Raw genomic sequence first — 17,385 nt, forward strand, 5'->3', positions numbered from 1 at the left:
GCAATCGGGAATCCACCGTACCCAGTAGGTTCGGCAGATGCTGACGGCGGGAATCGATCTTGCAGCGGAGGACACCAACACCGCCGTGGCCTGGATTCGCTGGACCGGGACCACAGCGGTGCTGGAGGAACTGGTTATCGGAGCCGACGATGACGAGCTTCTCCGGGCGGCGTCGACGGCCGACAAGGTGGGGATCGACTGTCCGTTGGGGTGGCCTGCGCCGTTCGTGGAGTTCGTCGTCGCCCACCACCGTGGCGAGATGGTCACCCCCACCGATCTGATCGGGCGCGACTGGCGCCGCAGCCTGGCCTGGCGTCACACCGACCTGGTGACCCGGGAGGTGACGGGTCGCAACCCACTCAGCGTCGCAGCGGACCGGATCGCACACACGGCGATGCGATGTGCCGGTCTCCTGGCGCGGCTCGCCGCAGCTGGGCAACCCGTGGACCGCAGCGGCTGCGGAACGGTCACCGAGGTCTATCCGGCAGCGTCGCTGAGGCACTGGGAGCTGCCGAACCAGCGGTACAAGGGACGACGCAACAACGGTGCGCTGAACGATCTGATGGACCGACTGATGGCCGCTACGCCGTGGCTACAGCTCGGCGAGTTCGAATCGGCGTGCCGGCACAGCGACCACGCAGTGGACGCTGTCGTCGCTGCCCTCACCGCGCGTGCGGCTGCCATCGGGCACGCCACCCGCCCCGGTCCCGCCGAACTGGCGAGCGCCGTCACCGAGGGTTGGATCGCGCTACCGACCGCACCGCTGACCGACCTCGTCACCGCAAGCGCGACGGATTGACGGCAGCGCGGCCGAGGTCCAGCCCAGCCCTGTCCTGTTCCGTCACTGGTGAGCGAGCACCTGCGGCGTTGGTACCGCTACCCAGCACCCGGTGTTGGTGCACGTCGACGACGCCGCTGCGCCACTCCCCCTAAAGCGTCCTAGGACATTGCTTTGCGGCGGGGTGTTCTCGTTGCGGCTGTCGAGGGGTGAGGATCTGCGTCATCGGCGATCAGGTGGGTGAGGCCCGGCCCGGTCAGGTCTGGTAGCGGGCGCACATGGTGTTGACCGCTTCCCGCACAGCGTGTTCGATCGCGGTCCGCTGCGGTGCCCAGTCGGTGAGCAGGAGCGTGGGCCAGAAGACGAAATTGGAGATCATCCCGAGGAACTGGGTCGCGGCGAGATCAGGGTCGTCGACCGTTGCCGAGCCGGCCCTGTCGGCGGCGACGAGGTAGCGGCTGACCGACTCGAAGTAGGGCATCTTTCCTCGGCTGAACTGCGCCTCGCCGAGTTCGGGGAAACGCGGCAACTCTGCGATGACGATGCGGAACAGCGCGGTCATCCCCGGGCGGGTGAGCAGTTCGACGTACCGGTGACCGATCGTGGCCAGGCCGGCCTTCAGGTCCTCGGCCGACGGCTCCGGTGCGTCGGCGTCCTCGACCTGCCAGGACTCCGTCACGATCGCGTCGAAAAGCGCCGCTTTCGTGGGGAACTGCTTGAAGAGCGTGGCCTTGGAGACCCCGGCCGCCTCCGCGATCCTGGCGAGGGAGGTTCCGTCATAGCCGGAGGCCAGAAACAGGCCGGTGGCGGCCGTGAGGATGGCCGCGCGCTTCTCCTCGGCGACGCGCCTGTGGTACGCCGACGGCTCGGTGCTCATGGATCCCAGTATGCCCGATGGCGAGGTGAGTCACTTGACTCATCTTACCGTCGGCCGTAGCGTCAGATGGTGAGGTGAGCCGGTCAGCTCACCAGATTCACTCCTCGAAGGACATGCCATGTCACGTTTCACCAACCAGACCGCGCTGGTCACCGGCGGCACCGGAGGGCTCGGCGAAAGCCACGTCCGGAGCTACCACGCCGAGGGCGCGAACGTCGTCATCGGCAGTACGGCGGGAAGCCTGAGCAAGGCCACCGAACTCGCTGCGGAACTGGGCGGACGGGCCCTCGCGGTCCGCCTGGACGTCGCCCGTGAAGACGACTGGACAACCGCCGTCGCGGCAGCCGAGCACACCTTCGGCACGCTGACGATCCTGGTGAACAACGCGGGTGTCCAGAACCCCGCCACCACGATCGAGTCCACCGACCGCGCCCGCTGGGACCGCACCTTCGCGATCAACGTGACCGGGCAGTACCTCGGCATCAAAGCCGTCACCCCCGCGATGCGACGAGCCGGCGGCGGCGTGATCGTCAACATCGGCTCGACGATGGCGTACGGCGGCACCGCCCGCTACGCCTCCTACGTCGCAAGCAAATGGGCGATCCGGGGCCTGACCCTGAGCGCCGCACTCGAACTGGGTCGGGACAACATCCGGGTGAACGTCATCCACCCCGGAGTCGTCTCGACCAACCTCATCCACGAACCAGCCGCGCCCGGCGAACGGCCGATCTCCGACTTCTACGACCCGGGGCCCTACGCGATCCCCCGCCTCGGCGATCCCGCAGACGTCAGCGCGGCGCTGCTCTACCTCACCTCACCGGACGCGTCGTTCGCGACCGGGACCGAACTGGTACTCGACGGCGGCCTGCTGCTGGGTCCCGCCCTCCCGATCGGCGTGGCCTGACTGGACCGCGCCCACGAACGTGGCGGGTTCCTGAGCCGCCGGTCGCGCCGCACGTCCCGCGATCGCGTCCACGTCTCGACGCTTCGGGCACGGCAGCATGTGTCGGACTCCTGCTGCTGTCTCTGGTGGCCGTGGAGTGCCTTCGGTAGCGTCGGGTGCACCCGTTCGCCGTTCTCGATTGGGGATGCCGCTTCGATGTCAGCCGTTGAGAGAATCACTGGTGAGCTGCGTGCCCTGATGGCCGGCGTCGAGCGGGCCCAGGGGTTGACCGCCGCCGCCGACCGGCAGGCGCAGGAGGTGGCGCTGCGTGCCGCGGGCGCCGGCTTCCTCGCCGTCGCCGCAGGGGTGGCCCGGGTGCGAAGCGCCCTCACCGATGTCCAGGGCGGTCTGGGGCGGCTCGAAGGTTCGATCGGTGAGGCGACGAAGGCCGTCGCCGCCGTACCAGAGCAGGCCACCCCGCAGGAGACGATCGCCGCGCTGACGCCCGTGCAGAGCGCCGTCGGCACCGCCCGTGACGCAGCCGGCGGTGCCGTCACCCGGATCGGTGAGACGCAGCAGCTCGTCACCACGGTCCTGCAGGGTGGCCAACCCGGACCGCTGCTACAGGCGCTGGACGGCATCAAGCAGGTCCTGATGCAGGTCGTCGCCCGCACCAACGGCGCACGGCAGGCCGTCGAGGAGGCGATCGCCGAGGCGCAACGGGTGGGATCAGCGGGTAACTGATCACCCCGGCAAAGGCCGGCATGGTCGAACCACTACGGCGTGGTCGACCTCGCCGGGCTGCTGAAGGCGCCGGCTCGGGCGGCGGTGGCCGCGCTGCGGGCGACACGGTCGGGAAGGTCCGCCTCCGTCGTCGCCCGCAGGAGCAGGAGCTCGTGGTACAGCGGGGCGGTGGTGGCGATGAGCAGCTGGCGCGCATCGGTGTCCGGCGGAATCTCACCCCGTTCGACGGCGCGGCGGGTGATGTCGGCGCAGCGGTCGTACCGGCCGGCCCAGAAGGCGCTCAGGGCCCGGGCGGCCCGCTCGGACCGGAACGACGCGGCGATCAGCGCGACGGTCACCGGGTCGGTGGTCAGTGCGGTGTAGACCTCGTGGTTGACCGCGACCAGGTCACCTTCGAGCGATCCCGTGTCGGGCGGACGCCAGGCGTCGGCCCCCGCCTCGTCGAGGACGTCGGCCAGCAGGCCACCGACGTCCCGCCAGCGCCGGTAGACCGTCGTGCGGTGGACACCCGAGCGTTCGGCGACCACCTCGATGCTCAGGGAGTCGTAGCCGTGCTGCACCAACTGGGCGAGCGCGGCGTCGAGGACGCGGCGGCGGACCGCCGCGCTGCGCCCGCCGGGTCGACGCGTGGGGGCGGTCACCGTCTCGTCGGGATGATCGCTTGTCGGTGGGGGCGACGCCATGCCACGATGTTATCGCTACATCCGTAGTCTTAACGAGCGAGGTTCCCCGTGACGCCCGACCCGACGGCCCTTCACCCCGTGGCGGCGCATCCCCGTGTGATGTTCCTCAAGCCGCTGGTCACCTCCCCCAAAATCATCGTCGGGGACTACACGTACTACGACGATCCCGACGATCCGACCGGCTTCGAGCAGCGCAACGTGCTCTACCACTACGGACCGGAACAGCTCATCATCGGCCGGTTCTGCGCGATAGCGGCAGGAACCCGGTTCCTGATGGCCGGCGGCGACCACCCGGTCGTCGGCCCGTCCACCTTCCCGTTCACCCTCTTCGGCGGAGAGTGGGCCGAGCGGACCATCGACGTCGTGCTCGCCCTGCCCAGCCGGGGCGACACCGTCGTCGGCAACGACGTGTGGTTCGGTCACCGCGCCACGGTCATGCCGGGCGTACACATCGGCGACGGGGCGATCATCGCGGCCGGCGCGGTGGTCACCACCGACGTCGCGCCCTACACGATCGTCGGCGGGAATCCGGCGCGACCGATCCGGCAACGCTTCAGCGACGACGACGTCCACCGGCTCCGGCGGGCCGCGTGGTGGGACTGGCCCGCCGACCTGATCACCCGGCACTCCCGCACCCTGATGACCGGCACGCCCGCCGAGATCGAACGCACCGCCATCGAGTACGGACTGGAGCGAACCCGGTGACCGCCGTCCTCATCGAGGAACACCCCGTGACCGACGCCCGCAGCGGCCTGTACGGCGTCACCACCGGACCCGACGACGCGCTGTGGTTCACCCTCGCCCACAGCGGCCGGGTCGGACGGATGGTCCCGGGCACGCCACCGACCACCTACCTCGTCGACCCCGCCGGGCAGCCCACGATCATCGTCGCCGGGCCCGACGGCGCGCTGTGGTTCACCGAGTCGCGGGCCCACCGGATCAGCCGGATCACCACCGACGGCGACACCACCAGGTTCCCCGTACCCAGCCGTGGCGGCGGCCCGTACGGCATCGCCCCCGGGCCCGACGGCGCCCTGTGGTTCACCGAGATGAACGCCGACCGCATCGGCCGGATCACCACCGACGGCGCGGCCAGCGAGTTCCCGCTCCCGGTCACCGGCGCCTACCCGTCGGCCATCACGGCCGGCCCGGACGGCGCCATGTGGTTCACGATGAACCAGGCGAACGCGATCGGCCGGATCGACATGGCCGGCACCGTCACCGTGCATCCGCTGCCCACCGACGCCGCCGCCCCCGTGGGGATCACCGCCGGCCCGGACGGAGCCGTCTGGTTCGTCGAGATCGCTGCCGGCCAGATCGGACGGATCACCCCCGACGGCGCGATCGACGAGTTTGCGCTACCGGACCGCGCCGCCCGCCCGCACGCCGTCACCACCGGTGGCAGCGGCGACCTGTGGTTCACCGAGTGGGCGGGCAACCGGGTCGGCTCCATCACCACCGACGGGACGATCGAGGTCCATGACCTGCCCACCCCGCGCTCCGAGCCGCACGGCATCGCCCTCGGACCCGACGGCGCCCTGTGGACGGCCCTGGAGAACGGCGCCCTGGCCCGGATCGGCCCCGCAGGTCGTTGCCGCGCGGTGTGAGGTCATCGACGGTGACTGTTCATCGTCCCGGCGGCTGGTCCCGCACGTGCAGGCTGAAACCGCTGCGGCCGGCCGTCTCCAGGCCCTCCTTCAACCGCAGTGACGGCACCTCGTAGTCACCGAAGTTCTGCCGCCGGAACGCGATGGGCGCGGTGGTCTCCAGCGTCAGCAGTCGTTGCTTCCACCTTGTCGCGGCGTCCGCGAACGTGTCATCGGAGATCCTGTCGGCGCCGTACAGCACGAACGGCGGCAGCACCTCCAGGCCCGGGTAGTAGAGGATCCCGTGGTGGATCGGGAACAACAGGTCCTCGATCGGGCCGTTGATACCGCGATCGGTGTAGTGCGACTGCGGGCCGCCAACGGTCACCGAGAGGATCGCCCGCCGGCCGAGCAGCGTCCCCTCACCGTAACGCTCGCCGTGGCGGGTCTCGTCGTGCACGCCCACGCCGTAGGCGAAGTGGAAGGAGAACACCCGGTCCACCCAGCCCTTGAGGATGGCCGGCATCGTGTACCACCACAGCGGGAACTGGAAGATCACCGTGTCGGCCCAGAGCAGTTTCTCCTGCTCTTCCGTCACGTCGGGGGTGAGCGCGCCGGCGTCGTACGCCCCACCCGAACTCCGTACCACCCGCAGCGGGCTGGTGGCGTACCCGCCGAAGTCGGCCGCGTCCACGGCGGCCTTCCAGTTCATCGCGTACAGGTCACTCACCCGTACCTCGTGACCGGCGGCCTCGAGGGTGGACACCGCGACATCCTTCAGCGAACCGTTCAGCGAACGCGGCTCCGGATGGGCGTACACGATGAGGGTCTTCACGGCTGGTCCTTTCGACGGCGTGTGTCGCCACCCATGCTCGACGGCCGGGAGCGCGCCGTTCAGGGACGCGCGTTCCGTCGGACCGGACTTCCTGGTACTGGCAGGACCACCCGCCCGCCTGTCGTCGCAGCGATACTGGAGGTCATGGACGATCTCGCGGGCTTCCTGCGTACCCGGCGCTCCCGGGTCGACCCGTCGGTCGCCGGCATCCCGACCGACGGCCGACGCCGCGTCGAGGGGTTGCGTCGCGAGGAGGTCGCCCACCTGTCCGGGGTGAGCGTCGACTACTACGTACGCCTGGAGCAGGGCCGCGCCACCCAACCGTCGGAACAGGTCCTCGACGCGCTCGCCCGGGTCCTCGGACTCGACGAGACCGAACGCGGCCACCTGCACCGGCTGGCCCGGCAGCGCCGCCGTCGCGACAGGTCACCCGGCGGTCGCCCCCGGGCGGAGCTGCTGCGCGTACTCGACCTGATCATCGACGCGCCGGCCCTGATCATGGACCACCGGATGGACGTGGTGGCCGGTAACCGCCTCGCCGGACTTCTCTACGGCCGCACCCCGACGGGCCTGAACACCGCCCGGCACATCTTCCTCGAGGAAGCCGAGCGTGGTCTCTACGCGGAATGGGAGAAGTGCACCCTCGACGTGGTCGGGCACCTTCGCCTGGCCGCCGGCAAACATCCCGGCGATCCGCGCCTGGCCTCGCTCATCGGCGAACTGTCCATGGGCAGCGAACGCTTCCGCCGGCTCTGGGCCCGCGCGGACGTGCGCGCCCGCACCCATGGACGCAAGGCCTTCCGGCACCCGCTGGTCGGACTGCTGGAACTGCACCAGGAGAACTTCGCCCTGCCCGACGGATCGGGCACGGAACTGATAGTCATGTCGGCGCCGCCGGAGAGCCCCGCCGAGGACGGGCTGCGCCTGCTGGCAGCACTCGACGACGGCGGAAACCCCCGGGGGAAGGGACTGCGGTTCACCAACTCGACATGAACCGCGCGCCCCTCCCCTCCCACACCACCCAGGTGGACGTCAGCCGCCGGCCGAGGAGATCCCGCAGCCGTTGCGCGTGACGACCGGCGACCTCGCCAGCCGTCGAAGTCGAAGGTCATCACGGGACGGTCGTACCGGCCCGAGCTGCCCTGTCGTCGGTGCGGTGGTCGGTGGTCGCCGTTACCGGAGCGGTCATGACGTCGCGGTCGCCTGAGGTGTGCCAGGATTCTGCTGTGGTGACGATCGAGGTGGTGCTGGGCGACATCACGCGGGAGAACGTGGACGTCATCGTCACGGCCGCGAACGAGTCGCTGCTGGGTGGCGGTGGTGTGGACGGGGCGATCCACCACGCCGCCGGTCCTCGGCTGGCCCGGGCCGGGGGCGCGATCGGCCCCTGCGAGCCGGGTGATGCGATGCCGACGCCGGCGTTCGACCTCGACCCGCCGGTGCGGCACGTCATCCACACGGTCGGACCGGTCTGGGAGGGCGGCGGCCACGGCGAGGACGACGTCCTGGCCTCCTGCTACCGCAGGAGCCTGCAGGTCGCCGACGAGCTCAACGCCCGGACCGTGGCCTTCCCGGCGATCGCCACCGGCGTGTACGGCTTCCCGCCCGAACGGGCCGCGCAGATCGCCGTGGCGACGATCAGGTCGACACCCACGAACGTGCGACGGGTACGCCTCGTCGCCTTCGACGACGACACCAATGACCACCTGCGCGCGGCGATGGCTGGCACCGCCGGCTGACCCGGCGGGCAGGAGGCGTTCCGCCGGCCGCCGCCTTCTCCGCTGCGCTCGGCGGCCGACGTCGTCTGCGCCTGAAGATCAGGACCGCGGTGATCCCCGACCGGGACGTCGGTCGTCTGCGATGTGTCCGGTGCCGGGGTCGACCATGTCCAGGAAGCCACGGATGTTCCTGGCGTGTTCGTCAGGCGACAGGTCAGCCGTCGGGCTCACACCGAAGCCGTAGCCGGGATCCGGCCCGCTGAGCCAGGTGTAGTCGGTGCCGCCGAACCCGTTGGCGCGCAGGGCGAAGGTTTCCCCGTCGACCTCGAGCATGCGGGACGTGTCGTCGGCCGAACCTTCGGTTCGGGGGCGCAGACCGGGCACGGCCGCAGGATCCGCCGCTCGACCGCCGTCGCCGTCAGGGTAGATCGCCTTCACACCGTCATCATGGCGGGTCCGCTGCCCCGACGGAGGCGTTCACGCCGCAGACCGCGCCCCGACCGGCTGCGGGGGCCGCCGATGACCGGCAGGTCTGGCCGCCGGCACACGGTCGGGGTGACCCACCATGGGTTGCGGGTGTCTCCGCAGGTGGATCTATCCGAGCGCGCCCGCCGCCGCTGCCAGGGTGACCAGCGACAGCGTCGTGGTCAGGACCACCGCCCGGCTGGTCACCGCCTCGCCGACGCCGTACTCCTGGCCGAAGATGAACGTGTTCTGCGCTGTGGGCAGGCCCGCGCACACCACCACGGCGAGCAACTGCGGGGCGGGTAGGTGCAGGGCCAGTCCCGCGACGTACGCGACGACCGGCTGCCCGACGAGCTTCAGCGCCGTGACCACGGCCAGCTCGCCCCGTCCGGCCCGTTCAGCCGGCGCGGCCCGATCGTCCCGCGACGGCGTACCGCGGTGCAACGACGCGCCGAGCGCGACCAGAGCGGCCGGAGCCGCGGCACCCGACAGCAGGGTGAGCGTCGCGTCGGCCGTCGCCGGCAGCCGCAGGCCGGCAGCCGAGCAGGCGACACCGAGCAGGGACGCCAGGATCACCGGGTTACGCACCGGCAGGGAGGCGATCCGGCGCATCCGTACCCGCCCGGCGGGGTCGCCGTGCCGGTCCAGGGCGACCAGGATCACGGGTGCCACCACCAGCACCTGCAGCAGCACCACCTGCGCCAGGAACGCCACGTCACCGAGGACCTGGGTGGCGATGGGGATGCCGAGGTTCGCCGAGTTGACGTACCCGGCGGCCATGCCCCAGAGGGGTCGTTCCCCAGGCTCGCGACCGAACAGCCGGCTCACACCGAACCACCCGAACCCGACCACGGCAGCCGTGCTCACCGCGAAGGCGAGCAGCGGGCGGCTCGCGAACCCGGACAACGGCATCCGGGACAGTGCCAGGAACAGGGCGGCCGGCATCGCCAGCTGGAACACGAACCGGCCGAGTACCGCCGCCCCGGCCTCGCCCAACAGACCCCACCGACACGCCGCGTAACCGACCACGGTGAGAATCCAGATCGGCACGAACGCCGACACCAGGCTCATCCGGGTGTCACCGACGGCCGGACGAGGGATCGCTGCGCCCGATGGCCGGTGTCCCCATGCGCCAGGTCATCAGTATCGCCTCGATCCGCGTCACCCCTGGACGACCGCCCGGAGGCCCTGCCACCGGCCGGCCCGTGTCTCGTCTCCCGCTACCGTACGGACGTGGCGCGGGTACTGGTGACCGGCATGTCTGGCGCGGGAAAGACGACGGTCCTCGACGAGCTTCGCCGGCGGGGTTTCCGCACCGTCGACACGGACTACGGCGGCTGGGAACTGCCCGACGGGACCTGGGACGAGCCGGGGATGAACCGGTTGCTCGACCGGCACCGTGATCTGGTCGTGTCCGGGACGGTGGAGAACCAGATCCGCTTCTACCACCGCTTTCACCACGTCGTCCTGCTCAGCGCACCGTTGGAGGTTCTTCTCCACCGGGTCACCCGCCGGACGAACCCCTACGGAAGGACTCCCGCACAACGGGCGGAGATCGCCCGTTACGTCCTGACCGTCGAACCACTGCTCAGACGTGGAGCCACCGTCGAACTCGACGGACGTCGGAGGGTTTCCGAACTGGCGGACACCATCGAAGCGCTGGTCGGGAAGGAGCGCTGATCGTCACTGCATGTCGCGCTCGGGCCGTGGCCTCCCCGGCACTAGACTCGCCGGCCATGGGCCTGCTCACCTTTAGCCTCAACATCACCCTGGACGGTTGCGTCGACCACCGGGAGGGGACCGTCGACGACGACACGCACGCCTTCTTCACCCGGCTCATGGACGAGAGCGGGGCGATGCTGTGGGGTCGCGTCACCTACGAGATGATGGAGAGCGCCTGGCCGGCCGTCGCCCGCGGCGACCATGAGGCGTCGCCTGCCATGCAGAAGTGGGCGGCCACGCTGGAGACCAAACCCAAGTACGTGGTGTCGACGACGCGCACGGACTTCCCGTGGAGCAACAGCCACCACATCGCCGGTGACCTGCGTGAGGGCGTGCAGAAGCTCAAGGACGCGACCCCGGCCGGGGTCCTGCTCGGCAGCGGCAACCTCGCGACCGAGCTGGACCGGCTGGACCTGATCGACGAGTACCGGATGGTCGTCCATCCCCGGATCGCCGGTCACGGCCCGACCCTGTACCAGGGCGGGCTGCCCAGCACCCGCCGACTCGAACTGGTCTCGGCGAAGCCGTTCCGCAACGGTGCGCTGGCGCTGCACTACCGTCGCGCCGACTGATCACCGGAGTCCGACGTGAAGATCCCGGAGTCCGGCCGCCTCGCGCGGATCACGGACCGGTGCAGGCGTCGGTGATGGTCGAGGTCCACAGCTCGGGGTGGGTGAACCAGAAGTCGTGCGGTACATCCGCAACGGTGGAAAACCGTCCGTGTGGCACGAGTGCGGCGAGCTGCGCCAGGGGCCAGGAGGGGCGGATGTCGTCGCCGGCGGCGATGAAGTGCATCGGTACGCCGCAGGTGGCGAGCCCGCGCCACAGGTCGGCCCGGTGGGTCCATTCGGTGAACGAGTCGCCGAGTGCCGCGTGGACCTCGGGTACGTGGTCGATGTCCACCACCGGCTGTGTCGCCCTGCCGGCCTTGTACGCCTCGGACCAGGTCTGGTCGCGTTGCGGTCCCCTACCGGCGATGCTGACCACCGCGGCCACCGCCTCCGGATGGTCGACGGCGTAGCGCACCGCGAGATCACCACCCCAGGAGTGACCGGCGACGATCCAGGTGACGACACCGACTGCGGCACGGATGGCTTCGAGGTCGGCCACGGCTTGTTCCATGGTGTGCGGGCCACCGGTCGAGCGGCCGACGCCGCGCGGCTCGGGGTACCAGGCACGGTGACCCCGTGGCGCAAGTTCGTCGTGTTCCAGGTACTGCACGCATCCCGGGCCGCCGCTCAGGACGACGACGTCGGGCCCCTGCCCGGTGACGCCCACGTGCAGTGTGGCGGTTCCCACCTGAACCGTCCGGGATTCCATGTCCGGGGACGCTATCAGCCCTGTTCGTGGCGAGCAGAGGGGTGCCGCGGGCCGGGGTCGTCAGTTCACGCCGGATCCAGGCAACTACGACCCGGCCCTTCCTATCTGCGCAGGCCCCGACAGGGTGGCCCCGCCCGGCTGACAGACGGCATCAGCCGGGCGGGGTCACCCTGTTGTCACAGCTCGACCAGGGCCAGCGTCCACTGGCCGTGAGCGTCCTCCCAGAGGGTGACGATCTCGCCGACCGGGACCGAGTTGTACTCGTGCCGCTCGTCTTCCTCGTAGTAGTCGCCATCCTCCTCGGCCGCCGCGACGATGCGCAGGGCGTCCTCGCGGGTGCCGTCGGTGGCTGCGCGGATGCGGGAGACCCGCCACGGCACACCGCTGAGGTCCCGGCCGACGAGCGCACTACCGGGCACGAGGTTCTTATCGTCGTCATCGATCTCGAAGAGAGTGCCGGGACCGTCGACCAGCAGCGTGTCGGTGTCGCCGATCATCAGGCCGTCGTCGACGACCTGTCGTTCGCCGCGGAGCACCGCCGGGTCGAGCCAGGTCGGCCGCCGGTCGAGTCCGACCTCCCTGATGAAGTTTCCCCAGGCGTAGAGCGCATACATGCGCGCATGCTATCGAGCGGCAGGATCCTCGCTTGTTCGCAAGGAGCGGTCCTGCCGGTGTGCGGCTCGACAGGTGGACCAGACGCCGACGGCGAGAATCACCAGCACGCAGCTGACGATGACCGGGCCGGGCGCGCCGAGGGCCTCGATGGCGAAACCGCCGGCGACGGGTCCGGTGACGGCACCGATGTTCAACGCGACGGTCGCGAAGGAGCCACCCATCGTGGGTGCGTCGCGCACGGTGGCGATGATCCGGGCGATGAGCGTGCTGCCCAACGCGAAGGACAACGCGCCCTGGGTCAGGGCGAGGAACCACAACGCCACGGGGCTGGCAACGGTGAACGCCAGCAGCACCCAGCCCGCCGTGAGCAGCGGCCCGGTGACGGTGATCAGCGGTCGCCAGTGCCGGTCACCGAACCGCCCGGCCACGGTGACCCCGAGGAACGCGCCGGTTCCGAAGACGGCGAGCAGCAACGGTACGCTGCGCTCGGTGAGCCCGGCCGGTCCGGTGGCGATCGCCGCCAGGTAGGTGAAGGTACCGAACGTCGCGGCGTTGACCAGCACGGCCAGCACGATGTTGCACTGCGCCGGACGTAGTCGCAGACTTGCCAGCTCGCGGCCGATGCTGCTCGCGGCGCTCGGCTGCGCGGTCTCCCGCGGGTGGGTCGGCGTGGCCGCCAGAACCGCGACCAGCGCAGGCAGGCACAGCAGCGCGATCGCCCACAGGGTGGCGCGCCAGCCCAGCACGTCGCCGACGAGGGCACCGGCGGGCACCCCGGCGATCAGCGCGAGGGTGGTGCCGCCGAGGATGACTGCCAGCGCGCGGGTGTGCCGCTCGGCCGGCACGATGCGCGTCACGGTCGAGAGTGCGACGGCGAGGAACCCGGCATTGGCCAACGCGGCCCCGATCCGTGAGGCCACCAGGACGGCGAAGCTGTCGGTGACCGCGCCGATGACGTGCGCGGCGATGAACAGGGCCAGGAAGCCGGCCAGGGTCCAGCGGGGTGGGAGCCGGCGGGCAGCGGCGGCCATCGTCGGCGCACCGATGACCATTCCCAGGGCGAAACCGGCGGTGAGAAGCCCGGCCCGGCCGAGCGGGACCGCCAGGTCGGTGGCGATGCCGGGAAGGATGCCGGCGAGGACGAACTCCGAGGTTCCCTGGGCGAAGACCGCGACGGCGAGCAGGTAGAGGAGGACGGGCATGAGCGGACCTTCCGAAGCAAGGACGTGATGGGTGGCAGGCGTGTGGCACTGCCGGTGCTTCGGATGCGCAGGAACTCGTGCGACGTCGCCGCCGACCGGGTCGGCGCGGCTCGTCAGCGCAGGGACTGGGGCATCTGGGGCTACCGGGAGGCCGGCAGCCCTGACCAGTCCGCTTGGGGGGAACTCACCTCGCGAGGCTACCAAACGGGCCCGTCGTCGCTGGTGGGCGCGCACAACGAGAACGCTCGCGGGTCATCTCGATCCCGGTGGGCGTGGTGGAGGGGCCGACCCGGGCGACACAGGTCAGAGCTTCGGCCGACAGCACCCGGGTGGGTTGGTGGCGACGCCACCAACCCACCGCGCCGGGGACATGACCAGCAGCGAGCACACGCGATCCCCGGATCGGGAAACGCCTGTCCGGCGGAGGTGCTAGGCGGTCCCGCGCCGGCCCAGCCACGTCAGAATCGCCTCGGTCGTTTCCTGCGGCTTCTCCTGCTGGATCCAGTGACCGCAGTCCAGACTGACCACCTCCACGTTCGGCACGAACTCCGTCAGCCTTTCCGCCTTCGCGACCGGGTCGCGGTCGCCGTAGATCATGAGGGCGGGCTGTCGGATGATCGGGTCCACGTCGGCCAGCAGACGCCAGTTGCGGTCCAGGTTCCGGTACCAGTTGATCCCGCCCGTGAACCCTGCCGACTCGAAGGCGGAGACGAAGATGGCCAGGTCGCTGTCACTCATGACGGGCTCCCCGGGCGGGGTTTGCGCCCTGGCGAGGTTGATCAGCGCATTGCCCGGCTGAGGCGCTGCGGGGGGCACGTTCCTGCGGTACAGGTTCCGCAGGAACCGGAACGTGTCCTGCTCGAACACGGCGTCCGCGACGCCCGGCCGCCGGTTGAAGTGCACGAAGTAGAAGTCGTCGCCGAGCGCGACCGCCATGGCCTCGATCCAGGGCGTTTCGCCGCGCTCCTGGTAGGGCACGCTCAGCGCCACCACGCCGTTGACCCGGTCCGGGTGCAGCAGGGTCAGGCCCCAGACGACGAATGCGCCCCAGTCGTGGCCGACGAAGGTGGCATCGGCGTAGCCGTAGTGGTCGAGGAGGGCGACGAGGTCGCCCGACAGGTGTGCGATGTCGTACTCCGTCACGTCGGCGGGCCGGGACGAGGTGCCGTAACCCCGCTGGTTCGGGACGATGACGTGGTAGCCCGCCGCAGCGAGGGCCGGCACCTGGTAGCGCCAGGAGTACGCGTGCTCCGGCCAGCCGTGGCAGAGCACGACGGGATCGCCCACGTTCTGCCGGCCGGCTTCGAAGACTTCGAGGTGCACGCCGTTGACCGGAATACGGGTGGGCTCGGGAAAGTCGATTGTCATGCGGACATCCTGCGGACCGATACCGGTCACCTCCTGACCGGTTTCCGTGGCAGTGTCGTCCGGGTGCGAGCCGACCGGTTGATGGCCCTGCTCCTGCTGCTGCAACAGCGCGCCCGGGTGACCGCGGCGGAGGTCGCCCGGGAGTTGGAGGTCTCCGAACGCACCGCCCGCCGCGACCTCGACGCCCTGGGCATGGCCGGCGTGCCGGTGTACTCCGTGCAGGGGCGGGGCGGCGGCTGGCGTCTCGTGGGCGGCGCCCGTACCGACCTGTCCGGGTTGACCGCGGGTGAGGCCCGCGCCCTGTTCCTGGTCGCCGGCCCGGCCTCGTCCGTCACGCCCGCCGCGAAAGCGGCGTTGCGCAAGCTCGTCCGTGCCCTGCCGGAGCCGTTCCGGGAGCAGGCCGAGGCGGCGGCGACGGCGCTCGTCACGGACCCGCGACGATGGGGGGCGAGCCAGGTCGAGCCCCGACCGCCGCAGTTCCTCGACGAACTCCAGGACGCGGTGATCCGCGGCGTCCAGGTCCGGCTCGGCTACGTCGACCGCGACGGTGCCGCTACCGGGCGAACGGTCCACCCGCTGGGCATCGTCGCCAAGGGCCCGGCGTGGTATCTCGTCGCCGGCACCGAGGCCGGCCGGCGGACCTTCCGGATCGACCGGGTGTCGTCCGTCGACCCCACCGTCGATCCCGTGCACCGGCCGGAGGACTTCGACCTGGCCGGGAGCTGGCGCGAGATCGCCGACGAGGTCGAACGCAGGCGAATGCCCGTCGAGGCGCACGCGACGTGCGCGCCCCACGGGATAGGCGTGCTCCGGATGGGGTTCGGCACCCGCCTCGAGGTGGGAGGTGCCACGATCGACGGCCGCGTCGAGGTCGTGATCCGCGGTAACGACGAGCACAAACTCGCCGGTGAGCTTGCCGGATTGGTCGACTACCTGGAGGTGACCGGCCCTGCGGGGGTGCTGGACCACCTGGCCGCGATCGGCACCGTGCTCGTCGAACGATACGGCCCACAGCAGCAGGGAACCCTTACGGCAGAACGGTGATCGAGGTCGGCGCTGGCGCTGCACGGTCGGGGCCGCTACCGCGACGGCAATTCTGTCAAGCCATTGAACTAATCCGGGTGCAGGACGTAGGGTCGGGTCCCGCCGAGCTACGGAGGCACCGCCATGGGTGGCGCGAGGACTCTCGTCGCCGGGGTCGACTCGTCGACCCAGTCGACCAAGGTCGTGGTCTGCGACGCCGAGACCGGCGAGGTGCTCTGCGCGGGCCGCGCCCCGCACCCCGACGGCACCGAGGTCGATCCGCGGGCGTGGTGGGCCGCGTACGAGCAGGCCAGCGCCGGCCTGCTGGACGGTGTGGCCGCGATCGGCGTCGCCGGACAGCAGCAGGGCATGATCTGCCTCGACGAGGCCGGCGAGGTGCTGCGGCCCGCCATCCTCTGGAACGACACCCGCTCGGCGCGCGCCGCCGCCGACCTGACCGCCGAGTTCGGCGGCCCGACGGCGTGGGCCGACGCCGTCGGGCTGGTGCCGGTGGCCAGCTTCACCGTCACCAAGCTGCGCTGGTTCTCCCGTGCCGAGCCCGAACTCGCGGACCGCACGAGCACGGTGCTGCTGCCGCACGACTGGCTCACCCACCGGCTGCGCGCGGACGGCGGTGCGCCGACGACCGACCGGGGCGAGGCGTCCGGCACCGGCTACTGGTCACCGGCCACCGGCGCGTACCGGGAGGACCTGGTGCGGCTCGCCTTCGGTCGGGACGTGGCACTCCCCCGGGTCGCCGGGCCGGCCGAGGTGGTCGGGGAGACCGCCTCCGGCGCGCTGCTGTCGGCCGGCACCGGTGACACGATGGGCGGGGCGCTCGGCGTCGGCCTGCGACCGGGCGACGTGGTGGTCTCGCTGGGCACCTCGGGGTGCGTGTACGGGCTCGGTGACGTGCCGACCGCCGACGCGAGCGGCCTGGTGGCCGGGTACGCCGACGCGACCGGCCGGTTCCTGCCGCTGGTGTGCACGCTCAACGCGGCCCGGGTGCTCGTCGCGGTCGCCGACCTGCTCGGCCGGTCACTGGCCGAGCTGGACGAGCTGGCGCTGTCGGCACGACCCGGCGCGGACGGGTTGACGCTGCTGCCGTACCTGGACGGGGAACGCACCCCCGATCTGCCCGACGCACGCGGTCTGCTCGCCGGCCTGACCCGGGCGAACGCGTCGGCGGCGAACCTGGCGCGGGCCGCGGTGGAGGGCATGCTCGGCGGCATCGCCGACGCCCTGCACGCGCTGCGCGCCCAGGACGTCCCGGTCGACCGGGTGCTGCTGATCGGCGGCGCGGCCCGGTCGGGGGCGGTGCGGGCGGTCGCGCCGGCGTTGTTCGGCGCGCCGGTGAGCGTGCCGCGCCCCGCCGAGTACGTGGTGCTCGGCGCGGCGCGGCAGGCGGCCTGGGCGCTGTCCGGAGACCCCGAACCGCCGCCGTGGCCGGTGGAGGTCGAGGAGGTCACCGCCGCCGGCACCCCCGAGGTGTACGAGCGCTACGTCGACGTCCGCCAGCGGGCGCTACCGCTGCTGACGTGACACCGGCGGCGTCCGGGTCCCCTC

Annotated in this window: 20 protein-coding genes; 11 read left to right on the forward strand and 9 right to left on the reverse strand. The window is 71.1% G+C overall.

The features are described from left to right. The first annotated feature begins 37 nt into the window (after positions 1-37). Positions 38-799 (forward strand): DUF429 domain-containing protein, encoded by a 762-nt coding sequence (locus tag ACN265_RS17940; RefSeq protein WP_421408617.1) that lies wholly within the window; start codon positions 38-40, stop codon positions 797-799. A gap of 235 nt (positions 800-1,034) precedes the next feature. On the opposite strand, the gene ACN265_RS17945 is transcribed toward ACN265_RS17940, so the two are convergent. Further along, the gene (locus tag ACN265_RS17945) at positions 1,035-1,655 is read right to left on the reverse strand and encodes a TetR/AcrR family transcriptional regulator (protein WP_420115568.1); all 621 of its coding nucleotides are present in this window, start codon (positions 1,653-1,655) and stop codon (positions 1,035-1,037) included. Positions 1,656-1,773: 118 nt separating this feature from the next. Here ACN265_RS17945 and ACN265_RS17950 point away from each other — a divergent pair, with 118 nt between their 5' ends. Further along, the gene (locus ACN265_RS17950) at positions 1,774-2,559 is read left to right on the forward strand and encodes an SDR family NAD(P)-dependent oxidoreductase (protein WP_421408618.1); all 786 of its coding nucleotides are present in this window, start codon (positions 1,774-1,776) and stop codon (positions 2,557-2,559) included. Positions 2,560-2,754: 195 nt separating this feature from the next. Next, the gene (locus tag ACN265_RS17955) at positions 2,755-3,282 is read left to right on the forward strand and encodes a DUF6244 family protein (protein ID WP_421408619.1); all 528 of its coding nucleotides are present in this window, start codon (positions 2,755-2,757) and stop codon (positions 3,280-3,282) included. 32 nt (positions 3,283-3,314) lie between these two features. On the opposite strand, the gene ACN265_RS17960 is transcribed toward ACN265_RS17955, so the two are convergent. Then, complete coding sequence (locus ACN265_RS17960; RefSeq protein WP_421408620.1) at positions 3,315-3,965, reverse strand: TetR/AcrR family transcriptional regulator; 651 nt, start codon at positions 3,963-3,965, stop codon at positions 3,315-3,317. A gap of 99 nt (positions 3,966-4,064) precedes the next feature. Here ACN265_RS17960 and ACN265_RS17965 point away from each other — a divergent pair, with 99 nt between their 5' ends. Together ACN265_RS17965 and ACN265_RS17970 are read left to right on the forward strand one after the other, a co-directional pair. Next, positions 4,065-4,670 carry a CatB-related O-acetyltransferase gene (locus tag ACN265_RS17965; protein WP_421408621.1) on the forward strand — a complete coding sequence of 202 codons (606 nt, stop codon included), beginning with the start codon at positions 4,065-4,067 and terminating at the stop codon, positions 4,668-4,670. Beyond that, positions 4,667-5,572, forward strand: a complete 906-nt coding sequence (locus ACN265_RS17970) for a virginiamycin B lyase family protein (RefSeq protein WP_421408622.1) — start codon at positions 4,667-4,669, stop codon at positions 5,570-5,572. Before ACN265_RS17965 ends, ACN265_RS17970 begins: the two co-directional genes overlap by 4 nt. A 19-nt stretch (positions 5,573-5,591) precedes the next feature. On the opposite strand, the gene ACN265_RS17975 is transcribed toward ACN265_RS17970, so the two are convergent. Next, on the reverse strand, positions 5,592-6,386 hold the full coding sequence (locus ACN265_RS17975; RefSeq protein WP_421408623.1) for an NAD(P)H-dependent oxidoreductase: 795 nt from the start codon (positions 6,384-6,386) through the stop codon (positions 5,592-5,594). 144 nt (positions 6,387-6,530) lie between these two features. On the opposite strand from ACN265_RS17975, the gene ACN265_RS17980 reads away from it, so the two are divergent. Next, positions 6,531-7,379, forward strand: coding sequence for a helix-turn-helix transcriptional regulator (locus tag ACN265_RS17980; protein ID WP_420115561.1), 849 nt, complete (start codon positions 6,531-6,533; stop codon positions 7,377-7,379). 233 nt (positions 7,380-7,612) lie between these two features. Next, complete coding sequence (locus ACN265_RS17985; protein WP_421408624.1) at positions 7,613-8,125, forward strand: O-acetyl-ADP-ribose deacetylase; 513 nt, start codon at positions 7,613-7,615, stop codon at positions 8,123-8,125. Between the two features lie 78 nt (positions 8,126-8,203). Here ACN265_RS17985 and ACN265_RS17990 read toward each other — a convergent pair whose 3' ends face one another. Beyond that, positions 8,204-8,437, reverse strand: coding sequence for a hypothetical protein (locus tag ACN265_RS17990; protein ID WP_421408625.1), 234 nt, complete (start codon positions 8,435-8,437; stop codon positions 8,204-8,206). Between the two features lie 261 nt (positions 8,438-8,698). After that, positions 8,699-9,640: an AEC family transporter gene (locus ACN265_RS17995; protein WP_420118703.1), complete on the reverse strand. Its 942-nt coding sequence runs from the start codon at positions 9,638-9,640 to the stop codon at positions 8,699-8,701. Positions 9,641-9,802: 162 nt separating this feature from the next. Between ACN265_RS17995 and ACN265_RS18000 the strand changes: the two genes are divergently transcribed. Then, positions 9,803-10,249 carry an AAA family ATPase gene (locus ACN265_RS18000; RefSeq protein WP_421408626.1) on the forward strand — a complete coding sequence of 149 codons (447 nt, stop codon included), beginning with the start codon at positions 9,803-9,805 and terminating at the stop codon, positions 10,247-10,249. 56 nt (positions 10,250-10,305) lie between these two features. After that, positions 10,306-10,863, forward strand: a complete 558-nt coding sequence (locus ACN265_RS18005; protein ID WP_421408627.1) for a dihydrofolate reductase family protein — start codon at positions 10,306-10,308, stop codon at positions 10,861-10,863. Positions 10,864-10,912: 49 nt separating this feature from the next. Here ACN265_RS18005 and ACN265_RS18010 read toward each other — a convergent pair whose 3' ends face one another. The 4 genes from ACN265_RS18010 to ACN265_RS18025 form a co-directional block, all read right to left on the reverse strand. Continuing rightward, positions 10,913-11,590 (reverse strand): alpha/beta fold hydrolase, encoded by a 678-nt coding sequence (locus ACN265_RS18010; protein ID WP_421408628.1) that lies wholly within the window; start codon positions 11,588-11,590, stop codon positions 10,913-10,915. Between the two features lie 197 nt (positions 11,591-11,787). Further along, on the reverse strand, positions 11,788-12,225 hold the full coding sequence (locus ACN265_RS18015; RefSeq protein ID WP_420118699.1) for a hypothetical protein: 438 nt from the start codon (positions 12,223-12,225) through the stop codon (positions 11,788-11,790). A gap of 9 nt (positions 12,226-12,234) precedes the next feature. Beyond that, positions 12,235-13,428 (reverse strand): Cmx/CmrA family chloramphenicol efflux MFS transporter, encoded by a 1,194-nt coding sequence (locus ACN265_RS18020; RefSeq protein ID WP_421408629.1) that lies wholly within the window; start codon positions 13,426-13,428, stop codon positions 12,235-12,237. 429 nt (positions 13,429-13,857) lie between these two features. Beyond that, positions 13,858-14,901 carry an alpha/beta fold hydrolase gene (locus ACN265_RS18025; RefSeq protein WP_421408630.1) on the reverse strand — a complete coding sequence of 348 codons (1,044 nt, stop codon included), beginning with the start codon at positions 14,899-14,901 and terminating at the stop codon, positions 13,858-13,860. Between ACN265_RS18025 and ACN265_RS18030 the strand changes: the two genes are divergently transcribed. Together ACN265_RS18030 and xylB are read left to right on the forward strand one after the other, a co-directional pair. Beyond that, positions 14,860-15,840: a helix-turn-helix transcriptional regulator gene (locus tag ACN265_RS18030; protein WP_421408631.1), complete on the forward strand. Its 981-nt coding sequence runs from the start codon at positions 14,860-14,862 to the stop codon at positions 15,838-15,840. The two genes, ACN265_RS18025 and ACN265_RS18030, sit on opposite strands and share 42 nt — an antisense overlap. Positions 15,841-15,963: 123 nt before the next feature. Beyond that, positions 15,964-17,361, forward strand: coding sequence for a xylulokinase (gene xylB, locus ACN265_RS18035; protein ID WP_421408632.1), 1,398 nt, complete (start codon positions 15,964-15,966; stop codon positions 17,359-17,361). The last annotated feature ends 24 nt before the right edge of the window (positions 17,362-17,385 follow it).

Source organism: Micromonospora sp. WMMD730, assembly GCF_049178955.1.
GTDB classification, from domain to species: Bacteria; Actinomycetota; Actinomycetes; order Mycobacteriales; family Micromonosporaceae; genus Micromonospora; species Micromonospora wenchangensis.